Below are 25,636 nucleotides of genomic sequence, written 5' to 3'. Positions count from 1 at the left end.
GCCAACGGCGGGGACCGCACTCCCGCTCTCGCGTCATCTCCTAGACTCTGCGCGCGTGACTCTGGACAACCCCGCCTCCGCCCTCTACCGCTGCATTCGCGACGTGGCGGAGTTCGCCGACGCGGAGGGATGGGACCGGCCGCCGCAGATGTTCGCGCTGGTGCCGACCGTGGATCTGGTCGCCGCCGAGCCGACGCTGCAGGACGAGCTGGACGATGGGGCCGAGCTGACTCCGATTGCGCAGGAACCGTTTCCGGAGGACATTCACGGCGGTTCGCCCGCGCTCGACGAATTCCTCGCCACCACCAGCTGGCCCCCGGCCGTGCGCGGCTGCGTGCTGGTGCAGCAGATCGTGGTGCTGCCGCCCGATGCCGAGCAGACCCTCGACGACGCCATCGCGCCCCTACTGGCCGACCGCGACGCGGCCGACCGCGCGGCCCGCGACGCCGCCGTCACCCACCCTGGCCGCCGCGACGCGCGGCTGTACGCGGGGGTGCTGCGCGACGGGGTCTCGCTGTGCCTGTTACAGATCCGCCCCGAAGAGGACGAGGAGGACCCCTTCGGCGACATCGACCTGCGCACCTACCCCAACCTCGCCCCCAACCTCGTAGAGGCCCTCCGCCACACCCTCGAGAACGAGCCGGACTGAATGGCCGCACCGTTTCTGGCGCTTCGCACCGGCCGCGGACGGCCGCAGCGGGTGCGAAGCGCTGGTAGGGGTGCGGCGATCAGCCGCAGGTGGGGGTGTCGCCGCCGGAGGTGAGGGCCTCCAGGGACTGGACCGCGCCGGTGAGCGTGTCGACCTTGATCAGGCGCAGGCCCGCGGGGGTGCGCTCTTTGGCCTCGTTGCAGTTGCCGGCGGGGACCAGGAAGGTTTCCGCACCGGCATCGCGGGCGGCCATCATCTTGTACTGGATGCCGCCGATCGGGCCGACCTTGCCCTCCGGATCGATGGTGCCGGTGCCCGCGATGAACTTGCCGCCGTTGAGGTTCCCGCTGGAGAGCTTGTCGATCAGGGCCAGGCTGAACATCAGGCCCGCCGACGGACCGCCGATATCGGCCAGATTGAAGGTCACCTCGAGCGGTCCCCGCGGAGCCTCCTCCGGTGTCACCCCGAGATAGCCCTTGGCCGGATCGTTCGGGCGCGCACCGAGTTTCACCTCCACGGTCTGCTCGGCCCCGCCACGGCGCAGCACGATCGGCACCACGGCGCCGGGCTGGTCGGCCTGCACCGCCTCAACCACGTCCCGGGCGGTCGCGACCGGCTTGCCGCCCACCGAGACCAACTCGTCGCCCTCGCGCAGCACGTCCTTGGCCGGCCCGTCCGGGGTGACCGTGCGCAGCCGCACCGTCGTCGGATACTTCAGGTAGTGCAGCGCCGCCAGTTCGGCGTTGTCCTCGGAATCCTTGAAGTCCTGCTGATTGGACTTGTCGACCTGCTCGCGCGGCACCCCGGGCGGGTACACCTCCGCCCGCGGGCGCAACCCGTAGCGGCCGTCGGCCCACAGCCCGAAGGCCTCGAAGATATTCAGCCCGTCGCGAACGGACACCGTGGTCATATTGAGATTGCCCGAGGTGGGATCCACCGGTGCGCCCTGGACGTCGACCACCTGCTTGCCCTCGACCTCGCCCAGCGTATTGAACGTCGGACCAGGCCCGAGGGCGACGAACGGCACGGTCACGGCACTCCCCACGACACCCAGCACGAGCACCGGGACGAGGGCTGCCAACAGGGTCATGATCCGGCGGTTCACCCGGCCAACAGTAGCGGTTGACCCCTTGGCACCCGCGTAAGGTTTGGGGTATGAGCGATGTGCCCTTCGGATTCTCGAACCGCGACGACGATGACGACCGCAAGAAGCGGGAAGATCCGTCGGGCGCCGGGTCGAACAACCCGTTCGGGTTCTCGATCGGCGGGTCCGGCGCGGGTTTCGACCCGTCCCAGCTCGGTCAGATGTTGACCTCGCTGGGGCAGATGTTCTCCAGCATGGGGCAGCCCGGCGCGCAGTCGGGTCCGGTCAACTACGACCTCGCCAAGCGGCTGGCCCGCCAGCAGCTGGGCGCGACCGTGACGCCCCTCTCGTCCGGCACCCAGTCCGCGGTCACCGATGCGGCGCATCTGGCCGAGCTGTGGCTGGACGCGGCGACCACCCTGCCCGCGGGCGCGGCGAAGACGGTGGCCTGGACCGCCAACGATTGGATCGAGGAGACGCTGCCGACCTGGAAGCGGCTGTGTGATCCGGTCGCCGAGCAGGTCTCGGGCATGTGGACGGCCACGCTGCCGGAGGAGGCCAAGGAGTTCGCGGCCCCCATGATCGGCATGCTCGGCCAGATGGGCGGCATGGCATTCGGTTCGCAGCTGGGCCAGGCCCTGGGCCAGCTCGCCCAGGAGGTGCTGACCTCCACCGATATCGGTGTGCCGCTGGGCCCCGCGGGCACCGCGGCGCTGCTGCCCGCGGCGATCACCGAATTCAGCAAGGGGCTGGAGCGGCCGGAGAGCGAGATTCTGGTGTACCTGGCCGCCCGCGAGGCCGCGCATCAGCGGCTGTTCGCCCATGTGCCCTGGCTGCGGCAGCAGGTGCTGGGCGCGGTCGAGGACTACGCCCGTGGCATCCGGATGGACTTCTCGGCGATCGAGCAGGCCGCCCAGAGCATCGATCCGATGTCGCTGACCGATCCGTCCAAACTCGAGGAGCTGCTGTCGCAGGGCACCTTCGAGCCGCAGACCACCCCCGAGCAGAAGGCCGCGCTGGAACGGCTGGAGACCCTGCTGGCCCTGATCGAGGGCTGGGTCGAGGTCGTGGTCACCGACGCCGTCGGCGACCGCCTGCCCGGAGCGAACGCCCTGGCCGAAACGCTGCGCCGCCGCCGCGCGACCGGCGGCCCGGCCGAGCAGACCTTCGCCACCCTGGTCGGACTCGAACTACGCCCCCGCAAGCTGCGCGAGGCCGCCACGCTGTGGCGCCGCCTCACCACCGACGCCGGGCTCGAGGCCCGCGACGCGGTATGGGCGCATCCGGATCTGCTGCCCAGCTCCGAGGATCTCGACAATCCGGCCGGTTTCATCGACGGCGTGATCGGCGGCGGCACCGACGTTTTCGACGACCCGCTGGCCCAGCTGGCCGAGACCGAGGCCCGCGAACGCGAGGAGCGCGAGAGCAAGGCCGACAAGCCGGATGCCGAGGGCGACGCGAAGTCCTGATCTCGTTCGCCCGCTCGAGCGCGGGTCTCGCCACGGCTGAGCGGCCATTCATCCCTTGACGCGGTTGCACAGTCGTCGGCGGTCGGCTGGCGAATCTGCTGCTGGGGTCCCGCGACGTTGGGTTCGTGACCAATCCGCACGCACGACCGGGAGCCCGCGCGACCTGGTATTGCTGGCCCGCCAGCAGCGCCTCGAGCCGAATCCCGTGGACGGCAGGCCGATTCGCCCGCAGATCTCGTTCACCGGCGACCTCCGCCCCGCGCGGGCGCGAGGTCGCGGGACGAGGGCGGCATTCGGTGCGGAGCACCAGTGGTTCGATCGACCGATTCGCGCACCGAGTGGTAAGTTCGATCGGCGCCTGAACAAGGGTGAAAGTTTGTTTCCCTCTTGGGGTTTCGATTCCCCCACGCTGTGGAGAAGCTTGGGAATTCTCGCCGATCCGGACGGGAGGACAGGTCCGAGGCGATCGGGAGGGCGGTCTCGAGCGGGGAGCGGACAGCACCGTGTCCTCATGAGATGCCCTGTGGATGAGCGCATTTCCTGTGGATAACCAGGCCATTCAGCGGCCGGTGCGAGCGTCGCGGGCGCGATACTTGCCGACATGACCACGTATTGCCCACGCGGGCCGATGTTGCATCCCCGGCTGGCGGTGCTGCGCCGACCGTCGGGAGAGGTACAGCTGGGCTGGGATCCCGAACACGCGGTGGTGCTGCGGCCACCGGGCTCGGGGCCCGACGCTGTGCTGGGTTTCCTGCGCCTGCTCGACGGCGCGCGCAGCCATCCCCAGATCGTCTGGCAGGCGGGCCGAGTCGGCATCGCCGCGACCGATGCCGTGGCGATACTTGCCGCGCTGGAGCGCGCGGGGCTGCTGGTACGCCCCTGGCTGCGGGCCACCCGGGTGCGCGCGGTGCACGTACACGGGCGCGGACCGCTGTCGGACGCGATCGCGCTGGGCGCGCGCACACTGGGCCTGCGGCCCACCCGCTCGCGCGACCACGGCCCAGCCACCTCGTCCGTGACCGCATCGGCGGATCTGGTGATCCTGGCCGACGCACTGGTCCCCGAACCTTTCTTGGTGAACGATCTTGTGCTGCAGCGAATCCCCCATCTCCAGGTGCGCATTCGCGACGGGCGCGGCATCGTCGGCCCCCTGGTACTCCCCGGCGGCACCAGCTGCCTGCGCTGCGCCGATCTGATCCGCCGCGATCACGACGCGGACTGGCCGCACCTGGCCGGACAACTCCTCGGGCGCGTCGGCCACGCCTCCCCCGCGACCGTCACCGCCACGACCGCACTGGTCCTGCGCGAGCTCGAGCTCATCCTCGCGGGCGACACCGCGCGTCCGCCCCGGACGCTCGACACCACATTGGAATTGGAGCCGGATTCCCACCACATCGATCGCCGACACTGGACACCGCATCCGGCCTGCCCCTGCCGGACGCTGCGGCCCGTCGACGCCGAGGCTCAACCCCCGCAGGAATACGAGGACCCCACCAATGACACCAATGCGCAACCCCACCGACCCGACAACAGATAGGGCACCACATGCCCCCAGCTGCCGAGCACACCGTCGACGAGGGCCGAACCGGTCACCACCGGCGGCATCTCGTCGATCGATTCGATGGCGCCCCGCGCCGCGACTGTCGGCTCCACCGGCGCGGCGTGCGCGGGTCCGATGAGTAGGCCCGGTGCGAGCAACGCACCCGTGACCACGGCCGTAGCTGCGAAATGTCTGATCGCCATATTCCCTCCGGAAGCGCGGGCGGTTGCCGACCAGTCTCGGCGGCGCACGCACGGCGGCACAGACCCGATCGCTCGGGGCTCGGTCCGATATGCCCTGCCCGTCGCGGGATGTGACCGATAACACGCCTGCTGAAGACCGTCTGGTTCACCCGATTCTCATGGCACACCGCGCGGTACGTCCGCCATGATGGGTAGGTGTCCGAGATTGTGCGCCGTACCTCGTCCCGTAACGCCAAGTTGGCCAAGATCCCGCTGGGGATCGCGGGCCGGGCGGCGGTGGGATTCGGGCGCAAGCTCGTCGGTGGCGACAAGAATGAGATCAACGCGCAGCTGAACCAGAAGGCGGCCGAGCAGCTGTTCACCGTGCTCGGCGAACTCAAGGGCGGCGCAATGAAATTCGGACAGGCGCTGTCGGTCATGGAGGCCGCGGTGCCCGAACAGTTCGGCGAGCACTACCGCGAGGCGCTGACCAAACTGCAGGCCGCCGCGCCGCCGATGCCGACCGCGACCGTGCACCGGGTACTCGATCAGCAACTGGGCACCGGCTGGCGGAAGCGGTTCCGCGAATTCGACGACGCGCCCGCCGCCTCGGCCAGTATCGGCCAGGTGCACCGGGCGGTCTGGTCTGATGGGCGCGCGGTCGCGGTCAAGGTGCAGTATCCGGGCGCGGACGAGGCCCTGCGAGCGGATCTGAAGACCCTCAACCGGGTGTCGAGCCTGGTCGCGGGCCTGCTGCAGACCGCGGATGTGAAGCCGGTGCTGGCCGAGCTCAGCCACCGCATGGAGGAGGAGCTCGACTATCGCATCGAGGCAGGCAATCAGCGCGCCTTCGCCAAGGGTTACGACGGCCATCCACGCTTCGTGGTGCCGAGGGTGGTGGCCAGCGCGCCGAAGGTGATCGTCACCGAATGGCTCGACGCCACCTCGGTCTCGGCGATCATCGCCCGGGGCAATGCCAATCCCGAGGGCACCAGCGAGCTGCGCAATCTGGTGGCCGAGCGGATGGCCGAATTCCACTTCTCCTCGCCCGCGACCGCCGGACTGCTGCACGGCGATCCGCATCCGGGCAACTTCATGATGCTGCCCGACGGGCGGCTCGCGGTCATCGACTACGGCGCGTGCGCCCCGCTGCCGGACGGTTTCCCGCCGATCCTCGGCCGGATGGTGGCGCTGGCGGTCGAGGATCGCTACGAGGAGCTGACCGAGCTGATGTACGGCAGCGGCTTCGTGGTCCCCGGTAAGACGGTCAGCCATGAGGAGATCGCGGATTTCCTGCGCCCGTTCTCCGACCCCATTCGCACCGAGACCTTCCACTTCACTCGCCGCTGGATGCAGCGCGTGGCGGGTAGGGCGACCGATATCGGCAGCCCGGAGATGAAGACCTCGTGGTCGCTGCAGTTACCGCCCGAGCACGCCATGGTGTTCCGGGTGCTGATGGGTTCCATCGGCATCTGCGCCCAGCTCGATGCCGTGGTCCCGTTCATGCGGCTGATGCACGACTGGGTGCCAGGATACGCCGAATACCGCACCGCCAGTTGAACTCACAACTTCCTCAACCACGGAATCTCCTGTGCCGCATAGCGATAGGCACGGAAGACCCCGTTGGATACGCCCGGGAAGGCCGCGGCGGTGGCCGGGTCCGGATAGGCGGAGAAGGTGGGGACCACGTATTCCCAGCAGATTCGACCCCCGGCGGTGACCTCGAAGATGCGGCCGAATGCCGCCTCGGTGACGAGGGTGTTGCCGTTGGGTAGGCGCTGCGCGCCGCCCATGAAGGGGGTGAAGAACGCCTCGCGGGGAGAGTCCTGGTAGATCCAGGCGAGTTCTCCTGTGCGCGGGTCGATTTCGATGACGCGGCTGTAGGTCACCGATTCGCCGGTGCGGAAGGTGCCGTTGTCGAAAATCAGGATTCGGCCGTTGCCGAGCGGGGTGGCGTGGTGCTGCTGGGCCAGGACGGACCGATCGGCGAGCGTGGTGTAGCGACCGGTGCGGCGATCGATGGTGAGCACGGCCGAGACGCTGCGCAGACTGGCCACGACGGTGTGGTCGTCGAGCGGATGCACGCTGTTGATCAGCGGCCAGTGTTCGCGCCAATAGTGCGGCTGCAGGCCGAATTCCGCGGGATCGAGGTGTTCGAACGCGCGCCACTCCCACAGCGGTGTCCCGTCGGCGGCCGCCTCCCGGATCACATCCGCCCAGACGACGCCGTCGGCCTCGGTGCCCGCCACGCCGCCCTCGACGCGCCGCGCCGCCGCACCGGTCAGCGGCTCCACCGCAGTGTAGAGAATACGTCCATCGTCGTGGTGGTGCGCGTCGTGATGCTGATAATCGTCGCGAAACTCGTTGATCAGCAAGCCGTTCGGGTCATAGGTGGCCATCGAGCCGCCGCCGTACTTGCGCCACATGGCGAACGGGGCGACCGCCAGCGTCGCGCCGTTGTAGGCGAGGCGGCCGTCGGTCAACAATCGGGCGTGCCGCCCCGGCCGGTAGGGCAGGGTCCACCGGTGCGCCAGTTCGCCCCGCGGGTCCACCAGGTCGACGATGCCCGGCCCGGCCAGCGGCGCGTACAGGGTGTAACCGGGCCACGACAGCTCCGGATCCATGCCGATCAGCCCCGTGCCGCGCCGCTTCAGCGTGTTCTGTTCCACATTCACTCCTGAAAATTCATATAAGCTGAATATTCAGTAGTCAACAATGTTGCTGAAGACTTGCGATCATCGTGAGGTAAAAACTGGGCAGGATCGGTCCAGTACCGACAATGAGGCGAGACGTCGAGAGGTAGAGCAGTGCGCGCTGACAGCAGGGCGGCCGAGGAGGCCCGCCGCTTGAGTCTTGCCGATGTCGTGCACAATCGCCGCCTGGCGGCCCGGCTCACGCTGGCCCAGCTGGCCGAGCGCACCGATCTGTCCCCCTCGTTCCTGAGCCAGTTCGAGAACGGCCGCACCAACACCAGCCTGCGCTCGCTGCAGCGCATCGCCGACGCCCTCGGCACCACCGCGACCGAACTGCTGGCCGCGGCCGACCCCACCCCCGACGAACCGGTGGTCCGCGCGGGCGCCGCACCCGTGCTCGCACAGACCGACCCGAGCGAGGACGGGTCGGTCCGCGCCCTGGTCCACGGCCGCCGCGACCTGCGCGCCCTGGAGTTCACCGGCGGCACGGGCCGCGGCGAACGCGAATTCGCCCACGAGAACGACGAATTGATCTACATCGTCCGCGGCTCGATTACCCTGGTCGCCGACGGCGACCGCATCGACCTGTCCACCGGCGACGCCTACTACTGCACCGCCGGCGTCCGCCACCGCTGGTGGGCCCACACCGACGACACGATCACCCTGCTCCTGGCCGTCGCCGACGGACTAGTCGTCCGCCACCCCCCACACCGCCGCCGCTGACCGGCTACCCGGCCCTGCTCGATCCCGCGGCCGCTACCAGCAGGTCGGTGAGCTGAGCGATGATCGCGTCGCGGTTGCCGTCGAACTCCGGGCCGGTCAATCCGAACTCGGGTAGGCCCTCGAGGATCGGGACGTGGATGTGGCCGCCGGGTATTGCGCTGCCCGACACATCGCGCAGCAGCGTTGCGCGGTAGGCGATTTCGTTGGAGAGGTAGGTTCCGCCGCCACCCGCGCGGGCGATGGCGTCCGGCGGCGGGCCGTCCGGGGTGGGTACGGCCGGGAGGTTGGGGAGGCCGCAGTGGGTGATGACCGGTAGCGGCGGGAAGAACGGCGGGGCGATATCCGTCGTGGTGCGCACGTTGACCGGGAATGGTCCGGGGACGGCCGCCGCCATTTCCGGCAGCGGCAGCGTCGATCGGGTCCACTGCGGCTCGGTGCCCGCGGCGGCCGCGGTATTCGGAATCTGCCCCAGGTAGCAGGCCGATTCGTTGTCGACCTTGCCGCCCCGCCATGCTCCGTTGGTCTGCTCCAGGTCGAACTTGCCCGGGCCGCCCACGCTCACGGTGGCGAACAGGTCCACCCGGTCCGGGCCGTCCGCCAGCCACGGCCGCAGCGCGCGTTCGACCATTCCGGCACCGAAGTCACGCCAGCGGACCGGGAATATCGCCGCGGCGAATTCGAGACGGCCGTACTCGGTTTCGATGACCCTGCCGTCGAGTGCCAGCGCCGCCGCACCCGACGGATTTCCGTTTCGGAGGTCCGTGTCCAGCTTGAACGGGTCGAATCCGGTGACCAGGACGCGCCGGGCGGCCGGGCGGTGCGTCGAGTACGCGATCGCATCCTGGCCGCGGCCGACGCGGTCGATGGTCGCGACGAGGTCGGCGCGCTGGCTCGGCGACAGTGCGAACGATGGAGTCCACTGCTGTATCGATGCCACCTCGGCCAGCCGGGCCCAGTACAGCGGCCGGTCGTCGCTCGCGGACAGCGCACCGCTCGGCGTGCGCCCCTGCGCCCGATCCACCGCGTGCCGCCACAGCCTCCCGGCCGCGGCGGTGGCCCCCTCGAGCGCCGACGGATAGTCCTGCGCCGCACAAAGCTCCGCGACGAACGACCGCACGAGCCGATCGAAGCCACCACCCTCGATCAACTCGGCCGCTTCCGGCCGCCGCAACCGCGACTCCTCCGGGCCGAGCGGGACCGACCGCTGCACACACTCGGCGGTGGGCATCCATTCCAGGCCAGCGCCGTCATCACCGCCACCGGCGCTCCCGGTCGGCACGGCCACCACCGGACCGGCCAACACGGCCATCGCGATCAGCGGCACCACCACGGCCGACACCCTCGCGGGGATTTTGCTCAGCACCTACATTCCTTCCGGAGCTCGGCAAATGCCTTGCAGCACTTCACTGTTCGAATTACTTCCAGATGGTGAAGATACCCAACGTCGGCCGGGTCAGGGCCGAGTTGCGAACACTACGGGTGAGCGAGCCCAGAAAGAGGACGAGCCCCGCATCTCCACTGAGATGCGGGGCTCGTTCGCGTTCCCGATCGTGTGCGGTGACCATTACGCCACTGCCACCTTGCGCGGGCGGCCGCGGGGCCGCTTGCGGGCGATGACGACACCCTGGTCGAAGATCTCGCCACCCCAGACGCCCCAGGGCTCACCGCGATCCAGCGCGGCGGCCAGGCAGCGCTTGCGGATCGGGCAGGAGGCGCACAGTGCCTTGGCCTCCTCCAGCTGGGCGGGGCTCTCGGCGAACCACAGGTCCGGGTCGCCGACCCGGCAGGGCAGGGTGAGCGCGACGCCCCGGGTGCGGGAGGTCGAGGCCACGGTCGAACGGCATGTCACGCGAGTAACGGTCGCGGTAGACACGTCTTGCTCCTTCAGCTCGTGCAGCGGTTGGGTTGTGTCCGCGAAACCGGTGCCGGTGGCTGAGAGCCGATAAAACTATGGCCACGGTTTCGCTTCTTGCGATCCGTGGCCAGGAGGCTGGGGAGGGTGATCCCCTACCTGAGTCGGTGTCGACTCCTGATCACGGTCGCTGGGTTTTCGTCGCGGAGGCGGGCTGCCTGCAGGTCAGCCGTCGGACGGACGACTGCCGCATTGGCGCCGAAAAATGCCTGGGCATAGATCGGCTGCCAGCTCCGCATGGGCTTGTCCGTCAGGTGGGCATGCTTCGGCCCGGTGTGCTCGGTTCCGAAGATGCTTACGGCGGACAGACCGGTCCCCTGCAAAGCGAGGACCCCCCGGGAGGCAGGCACATGCGAAATCGCCGACGCCGCGACGCCGATCGAAGCGATGTTGATGATCCCGTTCATTGGTCTGCCTCCCTCCTTACTCATATCCGTTTGGTCACTGTGCGCGCCGGAACGACCTCCCGGTGCGTGATCCCCACCCTACGGGTGTCGATCTCAACCGCACAACCTATTTTTCACCTGCAGTTTTATGGTCTTGCGCACCGATGCGGGAGCGGACTATAGCTATCACGTCCGCACCGAACTGCCCGAGCTTCTTCGCCCCGATGCCCGGAATCGCGACCAGCGCGCGGTCGTCGGTGGGCAGCTGTTCGGCTATGGCGGTCAGCGTGGTGTCGCTGAAGACCACGAAGTGCGGCACCGACAGCTCGTCGGCCTTCTCCCTACGCCATTCGCGCAGCGCGTCGAGCAGGACCGGATCCAGCTCGGCCGGACAGCGCGAGCAGCGCCCGAGCATGGTCGCGGTGGTGCCGAGCAGTGGACGGCCGCAGATACGACAGCTCGGATGCGACCGCCTGGGGCCCCCACGCCGGTCACCGGCGGCGTGCGCGATGCGCGAGGCCGGGGAGTCCTCCGGTATCAGTCCGTTGAGAAAGCGGCTGCGCCGCCGCGTCTTCCGGCCGCCCTCGGCGCGCGCCAGCGCCCACGACAGCTGCAGATGCTCGCGCGCGCGGGTCACACCGACATACAGCAGCCGCCGCTCCTCCTCCAGCGCCGCCTCGTCGGCGACCGCGCCGCCCTCACCGAGGACGTGCGCGATCGGCAGCGTGCCGTCGGCGAGCCCGACCAGGAATACCGCGTCCCATTCCAGCCCCTTGGCCGCGTGCAGCGAGGCCAGGGTGACGCCCTGCACGGTCGGTGGATGCCGGGCCGCCGCGCGGGCGGCGAGTTCACGCAGCAGGCCGGGCAGGTCCAGCTCGTCGTCGTGCGCGGTCAGCTCCTCGGCCAGCCGCACCAGCGCCACCAGCGAGGCCCAGCGCTCGCGGGCCTGCGCGCCGCTGGGTTCGGCGGCGGTCAGGCCCAGCCGGGCCAGGGCCGCGCGGACCAGCGTCACCAATTCCGGGCCGCGGGCGTCGGGCAGATCGTCGCGGGCGGCGGTCTGCCGCAGCGCCTGCACGGCCTGGCGGACCTCGGCCCGTTGGAAGAAGCCTTCGCCGCCGCGCACCTGATAGGGGATCTCGGCCTCGGTGAGCGCCTGCTCGTACGCCTCGGACTGGGCGTTGATGCGATAGAGCACCGCGATCTCCGCGGCCGGGACGCCCTTGCCGATGAGTTTCGCGATGGCCCGGGCGACGGCCGCGGCCTCGGCGGGCTCGTCGTCGTATTCGACGAAGGTGGGCTCCGGGCCGTCGGGGCGCTGGCCGATCAGCTGCAGCCGGGTGCCCGCGATCCGGCCCCGGGCCGCGCCGATCACCTGATTGGCCAGCGACACCACCTGCGGGGTGGATCGATAGTCGCGCTCGAGCCGGACCACCACGGCGTCCGGGAAGCGCCGCGAGAAGTCCAGCAGATAGCCCGGACTCGCACCGGTGAAGGAGTAGATGGTCTGGTTGGCGTCGCCGACGACGGTCAGATCGTCGCGATCGCCCAGCCAGGCGTCGAGCACCCGCTGCTGCAGCGGGGTGACGTCCTGGTACTCGTCGACCACGAAGCAGCGGTAGCGACCACGGAACTCCTCGGCCACGGCCGGATAGTCCTCGAGCACGGCAGCGGTGTGCAGCAGCAGATCGTCGAAGTCCAGCAGCATGCCCTCGGGGGTCTGCTTGAGCTCCTCGTATCCGGAGTAGACAGCGGCGACCTTGCGGGCGTCGTAGGGCGTCTCGCGACGCTGGCGGGCCACCGCGGCGACATAGTCCTCCGGGGCGATCAGCGACGCCTTGGCCCATTCGATCTCACTCGCCAGATCGCGCACGCTCTCGGTGACGGTGGCCAGGCCCACCCGCTGCGCGGCCTGCGCCACGATCGGGAACTTGCTGTCGATCAGCCGCCACGGCACCTCGCCGACGACCTGCGGCCAGAAGTACCGCAGCTGCCGCAGCGCGGCGGCGTGAAAGGTGCGCGCCTGCACCGTATTCGCCTCCCCGCCCAGCCCCAGCGCCCGCAGCCGAGTGCGCAACTCACCCGCCGCCCGCGCGGTGAAGGTGACCGCCAGCACCTGATCGGCGCGCACATGCCCGCCGGAGACCAGATGCGCGATGCGATGGGTGATCGTGCGCGTCTTCCCCGTCCCCGCTCCGGCCAGTACACACACCGGCCCGCGCGGCGCGCGCACGGCGGCGGCCTGCTCGGGATCGAGTCCGTCGAGCCGAGGCTGGGGCGAGGCGGTCGGGGCGGGCACGGGGTCCATCATGACAGCGGGGTCCGACAACCCGACGGCAGCGCCCACCGATGCCCGGTAAGTGACCACCGACACACAGGAACAGATTCCCCCGCGTCGCTGTTGCACCACGTGTGACAGCTACCGACCTGACCATGTACTCGACCACCTGGTGCGGCTACTGCCGGCGCCTGAAGAAGCAGCTCGACGAGTCCGGTATCACCTATACCGAGGTCGATATCGAGCAGGATCCCGCGGCGGCGGAATTCGTGGGCAGTGTCAACGGTGGCAACCATGTGGTGCCGACCGTGAAGTATCGCGATGGGTCCACCGCTACCAATCCGAGCCTGGTGCAGGTGAAGCAGGCGCTGGCGAAGATCGCCTGATCACCAGCCCGGGTTGCCGCGGACAGGGATGTTGACGAAGCTCGGCGCGTCCGGGTCCAGCAGAACGTGTTCGGGCTTCAACCCGGTATTGACGAGGTCGGGCATGATCGGAACGCCCTTCGGCAGGTTTCCGGCGAAGATGTCGACCCGCAGTCGATGCCCGGGTGCGAGCACGGCCTCGGTGGCCGCGAGCCCGATGTCCAGCGTGGTCGCCTCGCCGGGCACCGTCGGCTGCCGCAGCGACAGGGAGGCGTAGGGCCGCGGATCGGTGTAGTCGCCGTTCGGCGAACGGGCGCTAAGTGATTCGTCGATCAGGCGGGCCGAGGCCAGCAGCTGTCCCGACGACAGCACGCTCGAACGTCCGTCCGGCGCGACATCGTTGATGGTGACCGTCCAGTAGCCGTCGCTGGCGTCGTGAACCGTGTTGAGCCGCACCGCGATCGGACCGGAGATGGTGGTGGGCTCGGCCACCGGGGCGCTGGTGAAGGTCAGTCCGTTCAGCTCGGCGATGCGGGAATCGTCGCCGCATGCGACGATGATCGCCATCAGGCCGACGGTCGCCTGGGCGGCATCGTTGGAGCACAACGTCGTCAGGCCGGGCGCCACGCTCAGCCGCGTGATGTCGTTGTCGGGCTCGACGGCCAGCGTACCGTCGTAGACGCTCGTGGCGGTACCACTCCGGTTGGCGGACAGATACATTCGGCGATATCGCGGCGCGTCCGCCACCGCGGAAGGACCGAACCCGTCCAGGGTGACCCAGCCCGCACCCAGCTGAAACACCGTGACCGGACCATAGGTGTCGATCCCGTTATCGATCCCTTTGAGCCACTTGTCGAACCACGCGCGTTGCAAGACATCCAGGCGCGGCGGCAGGCCGTCGTTGCCGTATTCGTTGCCCGGCGTGATGTGATAGGTGTCGCCGATCAGCAGCTGCTTACGACCCGGCAGTAGCGGAATCTGGTTGTAGATCTTGGATTCGGAATAGGTGAACAGGTCGTGCCAGCCGCCGACGACGAAGGTCGGCACCTGCACCCGGCTCGGATCGCCCAACCAGGTCCGGCGAGTCGGGGAGCCCTCGGTGAGTACGTCCTTCGTCAGCGGGCTCAAATCCTCCCATCGGGTGCTGGTCAACGCATCCAACTCGACATCCATGAAGGTGAGCGGGCTGTGGATACGGTCCCACAACCACCTCGAGTCGAACGTTCCGGTCAGGATCGATTGCACATCCGGCACCCATTTGAGGCCATTGATCAGGGAGAGCCAGAGCGTGATGAACGTGACGCCGAATCCGTTGCCCGGTGCCAGTACATCCTGAGCCAGATCGCTGCCCGGCAAGACGGGGAAAAGCGCCTTCAACGCGGGCGGACGCAGCTCGGCGGTCTGGAGTTGATTGATGGCGGAATACGACATGCCGCTCATGCCGATATTGCCGTCGGACCACGGCTGCCGCGACGCCCATTCGATCACCTCGACCGAATCCTGTTGCTCGCGTTCACGAAGTGCGTCCCATACGCCCTCGGAGAACCCCGTGCCGCGGGTGTCGACGACGACCTGGGTGTAACCGGCCTGCACCAAATGGCGGTCGACCGCGAAGTTGCGCAGCCAGCCCCCACCGATCCCCTTTGTCAGATCGGTGATGCCGGAAAGCGCGGTGCCGGAGAAGTCGATCTGCCGCAGCAACTCGAGCACCGCGTGCGACAGGACGGGTATCGACAGCGCGTGGTCGACGAGATTGCTCACCAACTTGGTGTATGGGGTGATATTGACGATCACCGGTGTCTGCACATCGACGGGAAGCATGGCGGCGTCGGCGGGCCGGTAGACATTCGCCTTCAGCACCACGCCGTCGCTCATCGTTATCGGAACATCCCATTGAATGTTGATGTTCGGGTATTGCGGCGGGCCGTCATGGGCGGCGGTCCAGGCGGCACCGGCGGCACCGCCATCGGGTCCCGTGGCGATCGGCGGCGACGCACTCACCGAGGCCACCGTGACGAGGGGGAGGGTCAGTGCCGCAACGATTGCCGCCACCGCCGGACGAAGCGCGGATTTCATATCCGTGACCCACCTTTCGAAATGATCGCCGATCTCTCGAAATAGCCGGAAAAAATTTCTGGTGAAGTCACAGATTACGTTCGAATACCGTCGAGACGGCGGCCAACACACCCGCCGAATCGGACAGAACGGCAATCAGTCCGCCGCAGCCCAGGATTCGATAATCGTGCGGGCAATGGAAATCGACCCGGGCAGCATCAACCGCGCACCCTCGGACCCCTTCGAACCCCAGGCACCCCGGGCCAGTGCCTCACGCACCTCCGCGCGGGTGAACCAGTGCCCCTCGGCGATCTCGCCGTCGGCGAAGACCAGCGGCTGCCCCGGATCGGCGACGGCCGCGAAGCCCAGCATCAGCGAGCGCGGCAGCGGCCAGGGCTGGCTGCCGAGATAGCGGATCTCGCGCACGTCGACGCCGACCTCCTCGCGGATCTCGCGTTCGACGCAGCGCTCCAGCGACTCCCCCGCCTCCACGAATCCGGCCAGCAGCGAGAACATGCCCTCGGGCCAGGTGTGCTGGCGGGCCAGCAGCACGCGGTCGCCGCCATCGTGCACCAGGCAGATCACGGCGGGATCGATGCGCGGGAACTCCTCGTGCCCGGCCTCGGACACCCGCATCCACCCGGCGTTGGCGGGCCGGGTCGGGGTACCGTCCACGGCGCTGAACTTCGCCCTGTCGTGCCAATTCAGCAGGGCCAGTGCGGTGGAGAGCACACCCATGGCCAGATCCTCGAGATCCAGGGTGACCCCGACCGTGCGCAGATCCATCAGGGTGCCGTCGATGTCGTTGTCGCGCACGGCCCACAGGTGCGTGCCGCCGTCGACTCCGAGGAACACCGCCTCGGGCACCGGCTCGGCCGCCAGCTCGACGGCCGGTTCGAACACGACCGATGTGCCGTCGATGCGGACCTGCCCGCGCCGGTTCATCCGCAACACCCGGGCGTCGGCCCATCCCTCCTTCAGCGCCTGCTCGTCCGAGCGCAGCTCCTCTGCACGGTCCAGCACGGAGCGCGACAGCAACGGAACATTTTTCAACTGAAATCCGGACACGTCATCGAGCGTATCCGCCCGGCGATCTCACTTACCGGCGCGGCGGACGTAGAGCAGCTTGTCGGCGGCCTCGAGCGCGTCCACCTCGGGCTCGTCCACCCGGATCAGCGTCCCGCCGCGGACCACGCCCAGCACGATATCGCGCAGATGCCGGGGCGAGCCGCCCACCTCGTCGGATTCCACCTCGCGTTCGGCGATCGCGAATCCGGCCTCGGGGGTGAGCAGATCCTCGATCATGTCCACCACACTCGGGGTGGTGGTCGCGATGCCGAGCAACCGGCCCGCGGTCTCGGAGGACACCACCACCGAATCGGCGCCCGACTGCCGCAGCAGATGGGTGTTCTCCGCCTCGCGGATCGAGGCGACGATCTTGGCCTTCGGATTGAGCTCGCGCGCGGTCAGCGTGACCAGCACGGCCGTATCGTCGCGATTGGCGGCGACCACGACCGCCTGCGCGTGCTGCACTCCGGCCAGCCGCAGTACGTCGGACTGGGTCGCCGACCCGTGCACGGTCACCAGGCCCGAGTTCGCGGCCGCCTCGAGCACGCTCGAATTGGTGTCGACCACGACGATGTCGCCCGGCTGCACCCCGTCACCGAGCATGGCGTCGACGGCGGTGCGGCCCTTCGTGCCGTATCCGACGACCACGGTGTGATTGCGCACCCTGTGCCTCCATCGCTGAATCTTGAATACCTGCCGGGACCGTTCGGTCAGCACCTGCAGCGTGGTGCCGACCAGCACGATCAGGAAGAGGACCCGCAGCGGCGTGATGACGATCGTGTTGATCAGCCGCGCCTCGGGGGTGACGGGGGTGATGTCGCCGTAGCCCGTGGTCGACAGCGACACCGTGGAGTAGTACGCGGCGTCCAGCAGCGACAGCTCGCCGCCCTGGTTGTCGCGATAGCCGTGGCGCCCGAAGTAGACCACCAGGGTGGCGCCGACCAGCAGCGCGATCGCGAACGCCACGCGCCGGGCCAGCGAAACCCATGGGCTGGTCTGGATTTCCGGGATCCGCAGAATTCCGACGAGGGCGTAATCGGGGCGATCGGTCAGCCGCCGCAGCCCGTGAAGCCGATCATCGAACACGCTCCGCAGCGTACCGGGCGATCGCGGACTCGACGCGACGGCGCGCGAGTGACAGGGTGTCGGCATGACTGCCGTCACTTCGCCGAGCCCCCGCCGCGCCCGACTGCTGGCGGCGCTGCTGCTGGGAATGGGTGTGCTGCATTTCGCGGTGCCCAGGCCCTTCGACTCGATCGTGCCGCGGTGGCTGCCCGGCCGGGCCCGCACCTACACCCACGCCTCGGGGGTGGCCGAGCTCGGCGTGGGCGCGGCCCTGGCGGTGCCGCGGACGCGGCGGCTCGGTGGGCGGCTGGCGGCACTGCTGTTCCTCGCGGTGTTCCCGGCCAATGTGCAGATGGCCGTCGATTACGTGCGCAATCCGAAAATGCCGCTGCCGGTGAAGATCGGCACGGTGCTGCGGTTGCCGCTGCAGGTTCCGCTGGTGACCCAGGCGCTGAAGGTGAGCCGCGAGGGGTGATCAGTCCCGCGCCGGTTCGTCCTGCGGCGGTGACGACCAGCGGGGGGCCGTGGTCTCGATGAGCTCGGCCAGCTCCGCCGGGCCGGGCAGCTCGGCCGGGGCGATGGTGCGGCCGGTACGCACGTAATGGAAAGCGGCGCCGGTCCTTTCGAGGATGTCGGCCTCGTCGGCGCCGGTGCGGGCGGCGACCAGGCGCGCCCAGGCCAGCCGGTAGACCGCCAGCTGTATGGCCACCGCGCGCTCCTCGGAGCGGGTGGGTTCGGCGCCGGTCTTCCAGTCCACCACCAGCCAGCGGCCGCCGGATTCGGCGAAGACGGCGTCCATCCGACCGCGAATCAGCGTGCCCGCCAACGAGGTTTCGAAGGCGACCTCCACCTCGACCGGATTGCGGTTGGCCCACGGCGAGGACAGGAACGCCTCCTGCAGCCGGATCAGCTCGGCATCGGTCACCGAGATGTCCTGCGCGCCGGGCAATTCGTCGAGGTCCAGCAGCTGGGTCGTGCCGAACCAGCGCTGCAGCCAGGCATGGAAGGCCGTGCCGCGCCGCGCGAACGGGCTGGGCGGATACGGCAGCGGGCGGCGCAGGCGGGCGGCGAGTTTCGCCGGGTCGGCGCGCAGGTCGACCAGGGCGGTGGCCGGAAGTTGTTCCGGCAGTTGCACTTCCCGAACGGTGTCGGCGGCGGCGAGGTGTTCGACCAGAAGGGCGTCCACATCGGCGGACCAGCCCTCGGGATCGTCGTCGGGAGCGGGTTCGTCCGGTTCCTCGGCCGTCTCGTCGAAGAGCGATAGCTGTCCGTCGGGACCGGTTGCCGCGGAGGGTGATTGCGCCGGGGGACCCGGCTCGTTGGGAGCGGGATCGGCCGCGTCCACCGCCGAGCCGCCCGCGACGGCGTCGAGACCGGTACGGCGCAGCTGTTCCTCCGGCGGCAGGCCGACCAGCGCGGCGCGGACCAGCGCCGCACCCTCCTCGACGGCGGTGCGGCGCTTGCCCAGCGGGTCGCGCGGCCACCGCGCCGAGGCCGGATTGTCGGTGAACGGGTTGGCGGCCTCGGCCGGGGGCGGATCCGCCCAGTGGTCGATGCGGACCGAACTCGCCAGGGCCGAATCCGGAACCTCGACCGCGCGCCTGAGCTCGAGCAGGAAATCCGACGGGCCCTTGGGGGTGGCGCCGGTCTCGGCCCAGTGGTGGGCCGAGACGAACAGGGCGCGTTCGGTTCTGGTGAGCGCGACGTAGAACAGGCGGCGCTCCTCGTCGACGCGGCGGCGGCCCAGCGCGTCCTTGTGTGCCTTGATGGCCTGTTCCAGATCGGTACGATCGTAGAGCTCCGACAGGTCCAGCACCGGCACACCGTCGCGGGCGTCCTCGCGCCGCCGGTCGCCGCGCAGCGAGGTGGGCAGCTCGGCGAGCGCGCCCAACCAGGTGCCCGCGGCGGTGCCGGACGGGAATACCCCGCGCACCACGTGCGGAACGGCGACCACCTCCCATTCCAGGCCCTTGGCGGCATGCACGGTCAGGATCTGCACGCGATCGCGGGCGACCTCGACCTCGCCGGGCTCCAAACCGTTCTCGACCTCCTCGGCCGCGGCGAGGAAGGTCAGCAGGCCGGGCAGCGTCGCGCGGTGGTCGGCGGCATATCCGGCGACGACCTCGGCGAAGGCGTCCAGATGTTCGCGGCCCGCACCGCCGCCCGCGGCCGCGCGGCGGGCCTGCGTCTCGACGCCGACCCCGATGGTGCGCTCGACGTCGGCGACCAGTTCGGACAGCGACTGGCCGCTGCGTTCGCGCAGGGCGGTCAGTTCCCGCCCCAGCTCGACGATGCGCTGATAGCCCGCGGGCGAATAGTGTTCCGGCGCACCGGGATCGGCGATGGCGTCGACCAGTCCGGCCTGCTCGGCCGGTTCCGGGGCGACCGTGCGCAGCGCCGCGGTCAGGGCCGCGCCGTCGGTGATGGCGTCGGTCTCCTCGGGCGGTCTGACGATCGACAGCTCGCGGGCGCGGCGGGCCAGCGCCGCCAGATCCGTGACGCCGATGCGCCAGCGCGCGCCGGTCAGGATGCGTACGGCCGAGCTGCCCGCGGACGGGTCGGCGATCAGGCGCAGCGTGGCAACGACATCGGCCACCTCGGGCGTGGCCAGCAGCCCGCCCAGTCCCACGATCTCCACCGGGAGCCCGCGCTCGCGCAGCGCCTCGGCCAGCGGGGCGGCATCGGCATTGCGGCGCACCAGCACCGCGGAGGTGGGCGGGGCCACCCCGGCGTCGGCATGTGCCTCCCACTCCGCCGCGATTCGCTCGGCCACCCAATCCCGTTCCTGGGCAACGGTTTCGAGCAGGGCCAGGGCCACCGTTCCGGCCGTCGCGTCCGGGCGCGGGCGCAGGGCGTCGACGCTCACCCCACCCTCGGCGTGCCGCAGCGGTTCGGCCACCAGATTCGCCAGATCCAGCGCCTCCGGTGGATTGCGCCAGCTGGTCAGCAGCGGCAGGATCGGTGCGGGAACGCCCGGGGCGCTGGGGAAGTCGGTCGCGAAGCGGGGCAGATTGGCCGCCGAGGCGCCGCGCCAGCCGTAGATGGACTGCATGGGGTCGCCGACCGCGGTGACGGCCAGTCGATCCCGAATCGCCGGATCGTCCTCGTGCGCCGCCGCATCGTCACCGCCGGTCTCGGCGGGCCCGGCGCCTCCCGGCGCGTGACCAGGCACGACGCGTCGGACGAACGGCGAGTCGTCCCCGCGACCGGTGCCCGGGTCGGTATCGGTCGATCGCTCCTCCGGCACCGCGCCGGGCCGTGCCGGGTGGGCTGGCGAAACCCCTTGGTGGCCAGGGGAATCGGCGGTGCCGTGCGCACTGTCCAGATCGCCGAACAGGGCGGCCAGCAGGATGCGCTGGGCGTGGCCGGTGTCCTGATATTCGTCGAGCAGGACCAGGCGGAAACGGGTGCGTTCGGCGCGACCGACCTCGGGATGTTCGGCGGCCAGGCGGGCGGCCAGCGACATCTGGGAGCCGAAGTCCAGGGCGCCGCGGCGGCGCAGTTCCTCGGCCAGGCGCTGGACCAGCGGCAGCAGGGCCACGCGCTCGCGCTGGACGGCGACGATGTTCTGCAGTTCCTGATTGGGGCCGCCGCGCTGGCGGGGTCCGGCGGGGAGGGTGAAGACCAGCTTCTCCAGTTCGGTGTGCGCCTCGGCCAGCTGTTCGGGTTCCACCAGGTGCTCGGCGAGCTGCCCCGACAGCGCGAGCACGGCCTCGGTCACCGAGACGGGGGTGCGCTCGGTGTCGAGGTCGCCGTCCCAGCCGGTGACCACGCGGTGGGCGAGCTGCCACAGCTGGGTCTCGGTGAGCAGGGTCGCGTTCGGTTCCACCGGCAGCAGCAGGCCGTGCTCGGACAGCAGCCGACCGGCGTAGGAGTGGTAGGTGCTGATCTCCGGTTCGGATCCGGCCAGCCGTTCGCGCAGCCGCCCGCTCGGATCCAGCTCCCGCACCAGCGGCGATCCGGCCAGCCGGGCGAGGCGGGTGCGGATGCGAGTGGTCAACTGCTGGGCGGCCTTTCGGGTGAAGGTCAGGCCCAGCACCTCGTCGGGTGCGACGAGTCCGTTGGCCACCATCCACACCACGCGCGCGGCCATGGTCTCGGTCTTGCCCGCGCCCGCACCCGCGACCACCAGGGTCGGCCCCGGCGGCGCGGCGATGACGGCGGCCTGTTCGTCGGTCGGCGGCGGCAGGCCCAGGGCCTCCGCCAGCTGCCACGGCGACACGCTCATGCGGCGCTCACGTATCGGTCACCTGCCGCCCGGTGTCCTGAACGGGGCAGCTGCCCGAGACCGTGCAGTGACGGCAGCCGTCGTTGCGCATGGCCAGGTAGCTGGGGCCGCGGGTGGCCGCGGCCGCGTCGTGAATGGTGTCGCGCCACTGCTCGATTCCCTCGTCCTCGAGCGGGGGCTGCAATCGCTGGGTCGCGCCCTCCTTGCCGCTGGGCTTGGCGACGTACACCAGCCGCGCGCCGCCGGGCTCGGCGTCGGCCGAACCGTCGTCGAGCGCGCCGGCCGCCGCGGCGACCTGGTAGGTGGCCAGCTGCGCGTGGTCCTGGGCGGCCTGTTTGGAAATCGGGGTCTTACCGGTCTTGATGTCGACGATCACGAAGCGGCCGAAGGCGTCTCGCTCCACCCGGTCGACACGGCCGCGGATGCGCACCGGATATTCGCCGGGCCCGCGGGCCGGGAGCACGCAGTCGACGGGCACCTCCACCCCCATCTGAGTGAGCTCGTCGCGGGTGTTGCGCAGCCAGGCCAGGAAGGTGTCGAGCATGGATTCGGTGCGGCGCAGCTCCTGGCGGGAATGCCAGCTGTGTGGGCCGGTGTCGGTCGAGGTGGGGTCGACCGCCTTCCACGCCTTCACCAGCGCGGCCTTCACCTGGGCCTCGGTGACCTGGCCCGCCAGCGCCTGGACCAGGGTGTGCACGAGATTACCCTTGACCGCGTGCGGATTCTCGCCGTCGCTGCCGCCGTGGCGTTCCAGGGCCCAGCGCAGCGGGCAGGTCTTCAGCAGTTCGACCGTGGAGGGCGACAGTGCCACCGGGCCCTCGTCGTCGCCCCACAGCGGCAGTTGGGAGCTCAATTCGACGGTGCCGTACCAGTCGTCGGGATGGGCGCCGCGCACCCCGGCGCGGGCGAGCCGCGCCAGCTGCCGGGCGGCGCGCTGGCGCCGTCGCGCGGGCTCCTCGGGATCGCATGCGGCGCCGCGTAATTCGGCGATCAGGGCCTGCGTGATCAGGGCGCGGCCCGGATCGATCGGCGCGGGAATGCGACCGGTCTCGCCCGGGGTGGCGTCGGGATCGAGTTCGGCCAGGAAGCGGGAGGGCACCAGATCCCGGTCGCCGCTGACCGATTCGACCGCGGTCACCAGCAGCGAGCGCCGGGCGCGGCTGCACGCGAGCAGCAGCAACCGCCGCTCCTCGGCGAGAATGGGCGCGGCTCGGCTCACCCGTTCGCCCGAATCGGCGACGCCCGCAACCAAATCCACCAGGTCCTCGACGCCGAGCAGCGTGCCGCGCGGCCGCAGATTGGGCCAGATGCCCTCCTGCACACCGGCGACCGCGACCACATCCCATTCGCGCCCCGCCGCCGCATGCGCGCTGACGATGGCGACGGCCTCGCCCGGATCGGTCAGCGGCGCCGAATCCTGCGGAATCTCCTGCTGCTCCAGATATCCCACGAAGCCCTCGATATCCGCCCCGGGCAGCCGATCCACATAGGCGGCCGCCGCATCGAACAACCCCACCGCCGCATCCAGATCCCGATCCGCCTGCATCCCGACCGCACCCCCGCGCTCGGACTGCCCCACCCACCGCTTCTCCAGATTCGACGCGGTCCACACCCCCCACAGCACCTCCTCCAGCCCCGCCCCCCGCCGCACGGCCCGCCGCCCCCGCCCCACGGCCTTCAACACCCGCCGCAACGGCGCCCCCTCCACCTCACTCAACCGTTCCACGATCGAGTAATCCCCCACCCCCACAATCAAATCCCGCAAAACCTCCGCCGACGACCGATCCAAATCCCCGCCCCACTCCCCCACACCCCCCTCCCAGTCGAAGTCCTCATCCACCACACTCCCCCGCCGCCCCCGACCCGCTTCCCCAAGCCCCGCCCCCTCCGCGGCATCCACGCGAGCAGCGTCATCTTCCAGATGCAGAACATCACTTCCCCCATGCGGAAGCTCCGGACGCCGATCCCCTGCCTCCGCACCCGATTCCTCGCCCGAGGAAGCGGTGCTGCCACTTCCCTCGCCGCCGGCCCGGCCCTCATTGCCCTCGCCGCCGGCCCGGCCCTCATTGCCCTCGCCGCCGGCCCGGCCCTCATTGCCCTCGCCGCCGAAGGCGCGAGGGTCGTCCGAGTGGTAGCGGACGCGTTCCAAGAGGGTGCGGCGGATGCCGCGGCGGAGGCGGCGGAGGCTGATCTGGTCGGCGCCGCCCAGGGGGCCGGTGAGGAGGTCGAGGGCGTCGTCGGGGGTGAAGAGGGCGGGGGTGCGGTCGGCGGCCAGTAGGGCGCGCAGGGACAGCAGGAGCCAGGACGCGCCGCGGCGGCGGGCCAGGGGGACGTCGGGTTTGGGTTGTAGGACGGGGACTCCGGCGGCGAGCAGGGCGCGGCGTAGGGGGGCCAGGGACAGGGGGACCGAGCGGACCACGACGGCCATGCGGGACCAGGGCACGCCGTCGGTGAGGTGGGCGCGGCGCAGGTGGTCGGCGATCAGGGACGCCTCTTTGGCGGGTGTGGTGAGGACGCGGACGCGGACCTCGCCCGGAATGTTCTCGGGCGCGGCCGGATCGCGCGGATCGAACCGATGCGGCGCGCTGCCGGGCATCCGCGCCGCGATGCGCGCCGCCGCGTCGTGCACCGCGGCGGCGGATCGGCGGTTGTCGCGCAGGACGATGCGCCGATCCTCCGGCGCGTCGAGATCGGCGAGGAATCGCGGCTCCGCGCCCCGGAAGGTGAACACCGCCTGGTCCGGATCGCCCGCAACCACGGCCGTGGCGGGCCCGCCGCCCACGGCCCGAACCAGTTGCGCCGCAAGCGGGTCCAGATGCTGCGCATCGTCGACCAGCAGGCAGCGGATGCGCTCCCGCTCGGCGTCCAGCAGCCGCGGGTCCAGCGCCAGCGCGTCCAGCGCCGCCCCGACCAGTTCCGCGGCGTCCAGGGCGGGCGCGGTGGCCTCGGGCGCCTCGATGCCCACCGACCAGCGCAACAGCATGGCCTGTTCGTAGCGCTCCAGAAAGCGGCCCGCCGCCTCCCATTCCGGTCGATCGTGCAGCCGCCCCAATTCGACCAGATCCTCCGGCCCCATGCCGCGTTCGGTGGCGCGCAACATCAGATCACGTAATTGTTCGGCGAATCCGAGCGTGCCCAGCGCGGGTTGCAAACGCTGCGGCCACAAATCCTCGGCACCGTTCGCGATATCTTCCAGCTCACCGCGCAGCATCTCGCGCAGCACCACATCCTGCTCGGCGCCGGTCAACAGCCGCGGCGGCGGATTTCCGTGCGCGGCGGCGTGCATGCGCAGGATCGCGAAGGCGTAGGAGTGCACGGTGCGCACCAGTGGTTCCCGGGTGGCGCCCGGAACTCCTCCGAGTTGCCTGCCGATGGCGTTGCGCACCCGCAGCGCGGCCCCCTTCGAATGGGTCAGCACCAGTATCGATTCCGGATCCGCGCCATCGGCGATCCGATCGGCGGCGACATCGATGAGCAGCGACGTCTTACCCGTACCCGGCCCGCCCAGCACCTGCCACGGCCGCCAACCCGGGTCCGCGCCCCCACCCGCGAACAGCGTCCGGACGTCGGCGCCCCACTCCCGCAGGCGGGGAGCCGTTTCGCCGCGGCGCACCAGTCGCACCGAGCTATCCGATCGCATCACGGCGGCTATTTCAACAGACACCCCCGACAAAAATAATTGCCCCACCCTCGAACTGTGTCGCTCCCACCATCAGTGGCCGATCTGTGATAGGGAGCCCAAAACAACCGGACACGCTATGAGCGACTCGCCGATCCCGAAATTCGAACACATTTTCGATACTTCCGCTCCACTTCCGCAACTCGCCATTCCGACCGGCCGGGGCCGGAAGATCGGCTAGAATTCAACTCATCGCCCGCGCCAGATGCCCACGCGCCCAGGCGATTTGAACACGGTCGCGGCCGAGCGGCGCTCTTCCGCCC

The 25,636-nt window shown here is 70.0% G+C and carries 18 protein-coding genes; 7 read left to right on the top strand and 11 right to left on the bottom strand.

The genetic code is table 11. The annotated features are described in order from the left end of the window. Nucleotides 1-55: 55 nt before the first annotated feature. Complete coding sequence (locus NDR87_RS18695; protein ID WP_251913898.1) at nucleotides 56-649, top strand: PPA1309 family protein; 594 nt, start codon at nucleotides 56-58, stop codon at nucleotides 647-649. Between the two features lie 79 nt (nucleotides 650-728). On the opposite strand, the gene NDR87_RS18690 is transcribed toward NDR87_RS18695, so the two are convergent. Beyond that, complete coding sequence (locus NDR87_RS18690; protein ID WP_251913899.1) at nucleotides 729-1,754, bottom strand: PDZ domain-containing protein; 1,026 nt, start codon at nucleotides 1,752-1,754, stop codon at nucleotides 729-731. Between the two features lie 50 nt (nucleotides 1,755-1,804). Here NDR87_RS18690 and NDR87_RS18685 point away from each other — a divergent pair, with 50 nt between their 5' ends. From NDR87_RS18685 to NDR87_RS18675, 3 genes are all read left to right on the top strand, one after another. Further along, nucleotides 1,805-3,202 (top strand): zinc-dependent metalloprotease, encoded by a 1,398-nt coding sequence (locus tag NDR87_RS18685; protein WP_251913900.1) that lies wholly within the window; start codon nucleotides 1,805-1,807, stop codon nucleotides 3,200-3,202. A 601-nt stretch (nucleotides 3,203-3,803) separates the two neighbouring features. Further along, nucleotides 3,804-4,739, top strand: coding sequence for a TOMM precursor leader peptide-binding protein (locus NDR87_RS18680; protein WP_251913901.1), 936 nt, complete (start codon nucleotides 3,804-3,806; stop codon nucleotides 4,737-4,739). Nucleotides 4,740-5,140: 401 nt separating this feature from the next. Next, nucleotides 5,141-6,484 (top strand): AarF/ABC1/UbiB kinase family protein, encoded by a 1,344-nt coding sequence (locus tag NDR87_RS18675; protein WP_251913902.1) that lies wholly within the window; start codon nucleotides 5,141-5,143, stop codon nucleotides 6,482-6,484. 2 nt (nucleotides 6,485-6,486) lie between these two features. Here the strand turns inward: NDR87_RS18675 and NDR87_RS18670 are convergent, their stop codons facing one another. Next, entirely contained in the window at nucleotides 6,487-7,593 is a 1,107-nt protein-coding gene (locus NDR87_RS18670; protein WP_251913903.1) for an arylsulfotransferase family protein, read from the bottom strand. Between the two features lie 138 nt (nucleotides 7,594-7,731). Here NDR87_RS18670 and NDR87_RS18665 point away from each other — a divergent pair, with 138 nt between their 5' ends. After that, on the top strand, nucleotides 7,732-8,340 hold the full coding sequence (locus tag NDR87_RS18665) for a cupin domain-containing protein (RefSeq protein WP_251913904.1): 609 nt from the start codon (nucleotides 7,732-7,734) through the stop codon (nucleotides 8,338-8,340). Nucleotides 8,341-8,344: 4 nt separating this feature from the next. On the opposite strand, the gene NDR87_RS18660 is transcribed toward NDR87_RS18665, so the two are convergent. The 4 genes from NDR87_RS18660 to NDR87_RS18645 form a co-directional block, all read right to left on the bottom strand. Next, nucleotides 8,345-9,703: a hypothetical protein gene (locus tag NDR87_RS18660; protein WP_251913905.1), complete on the bottom strand. Its 1,359-nt coding sequence runs from the start codon at nucleotides 9,701-9,703 to the stop codon at nucleotides 8,345-8,347. A gap of 201 nt (nucleotides 9,704-9,904) precedes the next feature. Next, nucleotides 9,905-10,189: a WhiB family transcriptional regulator gene (locus NDR87_RS18655; RefSeq protein ID WP_372494216.1), complete on the bottom strand. Its 285-nt coding sequence runs from the start codon at nucleotides 10,187-10,189 to the stop codon at nucleotides 9,905-9,907. A gap of 158 nt (nucleotides 10,190-10,347) precedes the next feature. Continuing rightward, nucleotides 10,348-10,659, bottom strand: a complete 312-nt coding sequence (locus NDR87_RS18650) for a hypothetical protein (RefSeq protein ID WP_251913906.1) — start codon at nucleotides 10,657-10,659, stop codon at nucleotides 10,348-10,350. A gap of 106 nt (nucleotides 10,660-10,765) precedes the next feature. Continuing rightward, nucleotides 10,766-12,943 carry an ATP-dependent DNA helicase UvrD2 gene (locus NDR87_RS18645; RefSeq protein WP_251914213.1) on the bottom strand — a complete coding sequence of 726 codons (2,178 nt, stop codon included), beginning with the start codon at nucleotides 12,941-12,943 and terminating at the stop codon, nucleotides 10,766-10,768. Nucleotides 12,944-13,047: 104 nt separating this feature from the next. Between NDR87_RS18645 and NDR87_RS18640 the strand changes: the two genes are divergently transcribed. Then, a complete protein-coding gene (locus tag NDR87_RS18640; RefSeq protein ID WP_308212111.1) occupies nucleotides 13,048-13,299 on the top strand; it encodes a mycoredoxin in 252 nt (83 codons plus the stop codon). Here NDR87_RS18640 and NDR87_RS18635 read toward each other — a convergent pair whose 3' ends face one another. From NDR87_RS18635 to NDR87_RS18625, 3 genes are all read right to left on the bottom strand, one after another. Next, entirely contained in the window at nucleotides 13,300-15,354 is a 2,055-nt protein-coding gene (locus NDR87_RS18635; protein WP_251913907.1) for a CocE/NonD family hydrolase, read from the bottom strand. A gap of 135 nt (nucleotides 15,355-15,489) precedes the next feature. Beyond that, the gene (gene nudC / locus NDR87_RS18630; protein WP_251913908.1) at nucleotides 15,490-16,401 is read right to left on the bottom strand and encodes an NAD(+) diphosphatase; all 912 of its coding nucleotides are present in this window, start codon (nucleotides 16,399-16,401) and stop codon (nucleotides 15,490-15,492) included. A 27-nt stretch (nucleotides 16,402-16,428) separates the two neighbouring features. After that, nucleotides 16,429-17,487, bottom strand: a complete 1,059-nt coding sequence (locus NDR87_RS18625) for a TrkA family potassium uptake protein (RefSeq protein ID WP_372494200.1) — start codon at nucleotides 17,485-17,487, stop codon at nucleotides 16,429-16,431. 64 nt (nucleotides 17,488-17,551) lie between these two features. Here NDR87_RS18625 and NDR87_RS18620 point away from each other — a divergent pair, with 64 nt between their 5' ends. Further along, on the top strand, nucleotides 17,552-17,941 hold the full coding sequence (locus NDR87_RS18620) for a hypothetical protein (RefSeq protein ID WP_251913909.1): 390 nt from the start codon (nucleotides 17,552-17,554) through the stop codon (nucleotides 17,939-17,941). Here NDR87_RS18620 and NDR87_RS18615 read toward each other — a convergent pair whose 3' ends face one another. Next, nucleotides 17,942-21,694, bottom strand: coding sequence for an ATP-dependent helicase (locus tag NDR87_RS18615; RefSeq protein WP_251913910.1), 3,753 nt, complete (start codon nucleotides 21,692-21,694; stop codon nucleotides 17,942-17,944). A gap of 7 nt (nucleotides 21,695-21,701) precedes the next feature. Continuing rightward, on the bottom strand, nucleotides 21,702-25,334 hold the full coding sequence (locus NDR87_RS18610) for a PD-(D/E)XK nuclease family protein (protein WP_251914216.1): 3,633 nt from the start codon (nucleotides 25,332-25,334) through the stop codon (nucleotides 21,702-21,704). Nucleotides 25,335-25,636: the final 302 nt, after the last annotated feature.

It is taken from the genome of Nocardia sp. CDC159 (genome assembly GCF_023740735.1).
GTDB lineage: Bacteria > Actinomycetota > Actinomycetes > Mycobacteriales > Mycobacteriaceae > Nocardia > Nocardia pulmonis.
The sequence above is the reverse complement of the archived record's forward strand: the minus strand, read 5'-3'. Positions and strand labels throughout refer to the sequence as shown.

Coding starts and splice junctions, on each gene's coding strand:
- NDR87_RS18650 (WP_251913906.1), bottom strand. CDS start 10,659: ATGAACGGGATCATCAACATCGCTTCGATCGGCGTCGCGGCGTCGGCG.
- NDR87_RS18615 (WP_251913910.1), bottom strand. CDS start 21,694: ATGAGCGTGTCGCCGTGGCAGCTGGCGGAGGCCCTGGGCCTGCCGCCG.
- NDR87_RS18645 (WP_251914213.1), bottom strand. CDS start 12,943: ATGGACCCCGTGCCCGCCCCGACCGCCTCGCCCCAGCCTCGGCTCGAC.
- NDR87_RS18620 (WP_251913909.1), top strand. CDS start 17,552: ATGACTGCCGTCACTTCGCCGAGCCCCCGCCGCGCCCGACTGCTGGCG.
- NDR87_RS18610 (WP_251914216.1), bottom strand. CDS start 25,334: ATGCGATCGGATAGCTCGGTGCGACTGGTGCGCCGCGGCGAAACGGCT.
- NDR87_RS18685 (WP_251913900.1), top strand. CDS start 1,805: ATGAGCGATGTGCCCTTCGGATTCTCGAACCGCGACGACGATGACGAC.
- NDR87_RS18680 (WP_251913901.1), top strand. CDS start 3,804: ATGACCACGTATTGCCCACGCGGGCCGATGTTGCATCCCCGGCTGGCG.
- NDR87_RS18635 (WP_251913907.1), bottom strand. CDS start 15,354: ATGAAATCCGCGCTTCGTCCGGCGGTGGCGGCAATCGTTGCGGCACTG.